This is a genomic window from Teichococcus aerofrigidensis (assembly GCF_054073225.1).
Genome location: NZ_JBSXMU010000180.1, coordinates 1 through 4,428, shown reverse-complemented (window position 1 = coordinate 4,428; position 4,428 = coordinate 1). Strand labels below are relative to the sequence as shown.

Annotated in this window: 5 protein-coding genes; 1 reads left to right on the top strand and 4 read right to left on the bottom strand. The window is 75.8% G+C overall.

Annotated features, from left to right (window positions below; translation table 11 throughout):
- The 4 genes from ACVMLK_RS19900 to ACVMLK_RS19885 all read right to left on the bottom strand — a co-directional run.
- Positions 1 to 458: YbfB/YjiJ family MFS transporter (locus tag ACVMLK_RS19900; RefSeq protein ID WP_457487400.1), on the bottom strand; the 458-nt coding region annotated here is incomplete at its 3' end.
- A gap of 42 nt (positions 459 to 500) precedes the next feature.
- The gene (locus ACVMLK_RS19895) at positions 501 to 797 is read right to left on the bottom strand and encodes a hypothetical protein (protein WP_457487399.1); all 297 of its coding nucleotides are present in this window, start codon (positions 795 to 797) and stop codon (positions 501 to 503) included.
- An 81-nt stretch (positions 798 to 878) separates the two neighbouring features.
- The gene (locus tag ACVMLK_RS19890; protein WP_198365713.1) at positions 879 to 2,330 is read right to left on the bottom strand and encodes a sensor histidine kinase; all 1,452 of its coding nucleotides are present in this window, start codon (positions 2,328 to 2,330) and stop codon (positions 879 to 881) included.
- Between the two features lie 26 nt (positions 2,331 to 2,356).
- A complete protein-coding gene (locus tag ACVMLK_RS19885; protein WP_198365712.1) occupies positions 2,357 to 3,037 on the bottom strand; it encodes a response regulator transcription factor in 681 nt (226 codons plus the stop codon).
- Between the two features lie 220 nt (positions 3,038 to 3,257).
- On the opposite strand from ACVMLK_RS19885, the gene ACVMLK_RS19880 reads away from it, so the two are divergent.
- The coding region (locus tag ACVMLK_RS19880) for a helicase-related protein (protein WP_457487398.1) at positions 3,258 to 4,428 on the top strand (1,171 nt) is incomplete at its 3' end.

Genomic DNA, 4,428 nt, shown 5'->3' with positions numbered 1-4,428 from the left:
ACGCAGGTCTGGGCGGTGGAGCCGGAGGGCTGGGACGACACCCGGCGCTGCCCGGGCCCCCCCGCCCCGGGGCGCCGCGCCGGCGGCACCACCGCCTGCACCGCCGGCCCGGCCAGCGCCATCAGCACGCCGCCGGCGAAACCCGCGAGGCCGCGCCAGGGTCCGAGCCAGGCCAGGCCACCCGGCCAGGCGCAGGCCAGGCAGGACAGCACCACCAGCGCCATGCCGAGGTCGAGCGCGGCCGGCACGCCGAGGCGTCCGGCGAGGCGCCGCCCGCCCAGCGCCCCCATCAGATAGCCGGTGAGGTTCAGCGCGCCGAGCAGGCCGGCGCCGCCGCCATCCACCCAGCCGGCGGCGACCATGGCGGGGAAGGCCGGGACATAGGCGAAGCGGGCCAGGCCGATGCCGGAGCAGAGCGCGGCCGCGCCGGCCAGCGGGGCGGTCCGCTCAATGCCCATGGTCGTGGTCCCCTGGGCGGTGACGATCCGGCGGGCGGGGGATCAGCGCAGCTCGGTCGCCGGCCGCAGGGCGGCCTCGGGCAGGCGCCGGTCGATGGAGGGCGCCGGCCCATGCGCGGCACGGATGGCGCGCCGCAGCTTCAGTGCCCCGGCGCGGAACTGGCCGGCGCGGCACAGCCGCAGCCCCTCCTCCGCCAGGTCCCGAGGCTCGTCCCGCCCGGCGCCGGGCTGGCGGTCGAAGCGGCCGGCCAGGGACTCGCAATCCGCCTGGCTGACCGGCAGCAGGCGAAGCTCCGCCGCCGCCAGCGCGCCCGGCGCGGCGGCCAGCCAGACGGTCATCAGCAGAGGCAGGCGCGGGACCATGACGCCATGCTGCGCCCACCGGCCCTGCGCGCCGATGGGCGCGGCATGAAGCCAGCGTCATGCCGCCACCGCGCCGGAGGTGGCGGGGTGGGGCCCGTCCAGCGGCAGGCGCAGCAGGACGGCGAGGCCAGGCTGTTCCGGCGGCCCGCCGGCATCCTCGAACCACAGCCGCCCGCCATGCAGCGTCGCCACCGCGCGCACCAGGGAGAGGCCGAGGCCGGAGCCGGGCGTGGCGCGGGCGGTATCGGTGCGGAAGAAGCGCTCGCCCACCCGGGCCCGGTCCTGCGGCGCGAGGCCGGGTCCCTCATCGGCCACGCGCAGCAGCACCTCCTCCCCGTCCGGCTCGGCCGTCAGGCTGATGGCGCCGCCCGGCGGGGTAAACTTCACCGCGTTGTCCAGCAGATTGGCCACCAGCTGCAGCAGCAGGTCGCGGTCGCCGGTCATCGGCAGGCTGGATGGCCAGGCGGTGTGCAGCGTCTGGCCGCGCGCCTCCGCCGAGGCACCGTAGAGCTCCGCCGCGTCGGCCAGCAGCGCCGCGAGGTCGAGCGGGGCGAAGGCGGCGCGGCGCGCGCCCGCCTCCACCTCGGCGATGCGCAGCACCGCCTGGAACACCCGGGTGACGTTGTCGAGGTCGGCGATGCCGCGCTCGATCGCGCCGCGCAGCGCCTCGGCGTCGCTGCTCTCGCCCAGGAGGGTTTCCTCCAGGCCGCTGCGGGCCCGGGAGATCGGCGTGCGCAGGTCGTGGGCGATGGCGTCCGAGACGCCGCGCACCCCCTCCATGAGATGCGCGATGCGGTCGAGCATGGCGTTCATGCTGGCGCCGAGCCGGTCGAACTCGTCGTCATGCAGGGAGATCGGCACGCGCTGCGTCAGGTCGCCGTTGGCGATGCGGGCCGCGGTCAGGCTGGCCGGGGCCAGGCGCCGCTCCAGCGCGCGGCGCATCAGCATCGCCCCGATCACGGCGAAGACCAGGGCGGCGCCGGCGGCCCAGGCCAGCCCCTCGGTCAGCAGGGCGCGCAGCCGCTGCTTCTCGCCCACCTCGCGCCCCACCGCCAGCTGGCTGCCATCGGGCAGCGCCTGCACGAAGAGCCGCGCCTCGCCGGGCGGGTCGTCGTCATGCTCCAGGGTCAGGCTGTGCCAGCTCGCCTCGCCGGGCCCCTGGGCGGGCAGGGTGGCGAGATTGCCGGCCAGCCGCTCGCCCCGCGGCGTCTCCAGCCGGTACAGCGCCTGAGCCTCGGCATCGAGCGCCAGGCGCTCCTCGATGGTCTCCGCCACCGCCTGCGGGCCGGCATCGCGCCAGCGCTCGAGCAGGGCGGAGGCATCGGCGCGGATGGCCGCGTCGGTCTGCCGCTCCAGCGTCCCCGCGGTGCCCCACCAGAGCACGCCGGCGAAGGCGAGGCAGGCGCCGAGGAACAGGGTGGCGAACAGCAGCGCGAAGCGGAAGCCGGCGGAGGACAGCAGCCGCCAGAGCGGCCCCGGATGCTGCGGCCGCCGGCGGTTGTGCGGCATGACCTTCAAGCCTTGGGTTTCGTTCGTCAGCCCTCGGCGCGGATCATGTAGCCGGCGTTGCGCACGGTGTGGATCAGCGGCTTGTCGTGCCCCTTGTCCAGCTTCTGGCGCAGGCGGGAGACATGCACGTCGATCACGTTGGTCTGCGGGTCGAAATGGTAGTCCCAGACCTTCTCCAGCAGCATGGTGCGCGTCACCACCTGTCCGGCATGGCGCATCAGGTGCTCCAGCAGGCGGAACTCGCGCGGCTGGATGTCGATCTTCTTGCCGGCCCGCGTCACCGTGCGGGACAGCAGGTCGAGCTCCAGATCGGCCACCTTGAGCCGCGTCGCCGGCGCGTCGACCGCCGGCCGGCGGCCCAGCGCCTCGACCCGCGCCAGCAGCTCGGCGAAGGCGAAGGGCTTGACCAGATAGTCGTCACCGCCGGCCTTCAGCCCCTTCACCCGCTCGTCCACCCCGGCCAGGGCCGAGAGGAACAGCACGGGCGTGTGGTTGCCCTGGCCCCGCAGCGTCTCGACGAGCCGGACGCCATCGACGCCACCGGGCAGCATGCGGTCCAGGACCAGGAGATCGAAACTCTCCCCGGCGGCAAGGAACAGGCCGTCGCGCCCGCTGGACGCGTGCTCCACCGTATGCCCGGCCTCCTGCAACCCCTTCTTCACGAAGCGGCTGACCTCGGCATCATCCTCCACCAGCAGAATGCGCATGGTGTCTACGTCCCCAAGTCTCTGTGTTTCCCCGCCGGCAGGCCACGCGGGCAGACCATGAGGGCCGGACAGATTGACGCCTCGGCGAGGCTCGCGCCAGGGGGGCTTGAGGGCGGGGGCTCCAGGACGGGGAGCGGAAGAGCGGGGGGAGGCCCTCCCGCGCCGCATGGCGCCGCTCCGGGCTGGGGCGCCACGGCGGCGCGTGGTAAGCCCGCCTGCCATGCCCCCCCTGCCCGAACTTCCCGTCTCCGAAGCCCTGCCGCGCCTGGCGGAGGCCCTGCGCGCCGGCGGCAATGCCGTGCTGGTGGCGCCCCCCGGCGCGGGCAAGACGACCCTCGTGCCGCTGCGGCTGATGGACGAGCCCTGGGCCGCGGGGCAGCGGATCCTGGTGCTGGAGCCGCGCCGCGTCGCCGCCCGGGCCGCCGCCCGCCGCATGGCCGAGCTGCTGGGCGAGCCGCTCGGGCAGACGGCCGGCGTCGTCACCCGGCTGGACCGCGCCGTCTCCGCGGCGACGCGGATCGAGGTGGTGACGGAGGGCCTGCTGGTGCGGCGGCTGCAATCCGACCCGGGCCTCGAGGGCGTGGCCGCGGTGCTGTTCGACGAGGCGCATGAGCGCAACCTCGACACCGACCTGGCCCTGGCGCTCTGCCTCGACCTGCAACGCGCGCTGCGGCCGGAGTTGCGGCTGCTCGCCATGTCCGCGACGCTGGAGGCCGAGGGCTTCGCCCGGCTGCTGGGCGGTGAGGGCGGCCCGGCCCCGGTGATCGAGAGCCTGGGCCGCGCCTTCCCCGTCACGGTGCGGTATCGCCAGCGGGATCTGCGCGATCCGCGCGACCTGCCCGAGGCGATGGCCGCGGCCATCCGCGAGGCGCTGGCGGCGCATCCGGGCGATGTGCTGGCCTTCCTGCCCGGCTGGGGCGAGATCCGCCGCACGATGGAGCGGCTGGGCGGCCTCGGCGCCGACGTGCTGCCGCTGCATGGCGAATTGCCGCCCGCCGAGCAGGACAAGGCGCTGGACCCGGATCACCGGCCCGGCGGCGGACGCAAGGTGGTGCTGGCCACCTCGATCGCCGAGACCTCGCTGACCGTGCCGGGGGTGCGGATCGTCGTCGATGGCGGCTTTCGCCGCGCGCCGCGCCTCGATCCCGCGACCGGGCTGTCGCGGCTGGCCACGCTGCGCATCTCCCGCGCGAGCGCCGAGCAGCGCGCCGGCCGCGCCGGCCGCACCGCGCCCGGCCTCGCCATCCGGCTCTGGTCGGAGGCGCTGCATCGCGGCCTGCCGCCGGCGGACCGGCCGGAGATCCTGGAATCCGAGCTGTCGGGGCTGGCGCTGGACTGCGCCGCCTGGGGCGCCGATCCGGCGGCGATGGCCTTCCTGGACCCGCCGCCCG

What these genes read in the sequence shown, in the direction of transcription:
- ACVMLK_RS19895 (WP_457487399.1), bottom strand. Translation starts at nt 797, where the DNA reads ATGACCGTCTGGCTGGCCGCCGCGCCGGGCGCGCTGGCGGCGGCGGAG.
- ACVMLK_RS19890 (WP_198365713.1), bottom strand. Translation starts at nt 2,330, where the DNA reads ATGCCGCACAACCGCCGGCGGCCGCAGCATCCGGGGCCGCTCTGGCGG.
- ACVMLK_RS19885 (WP_198365712.1), bottom strand. Translation starts at nt 3,037, where the DNA reads ATGCGCATTCTGCTGGTGGAGGATGATGCCGAGGTCAGCCGCTTCGTG.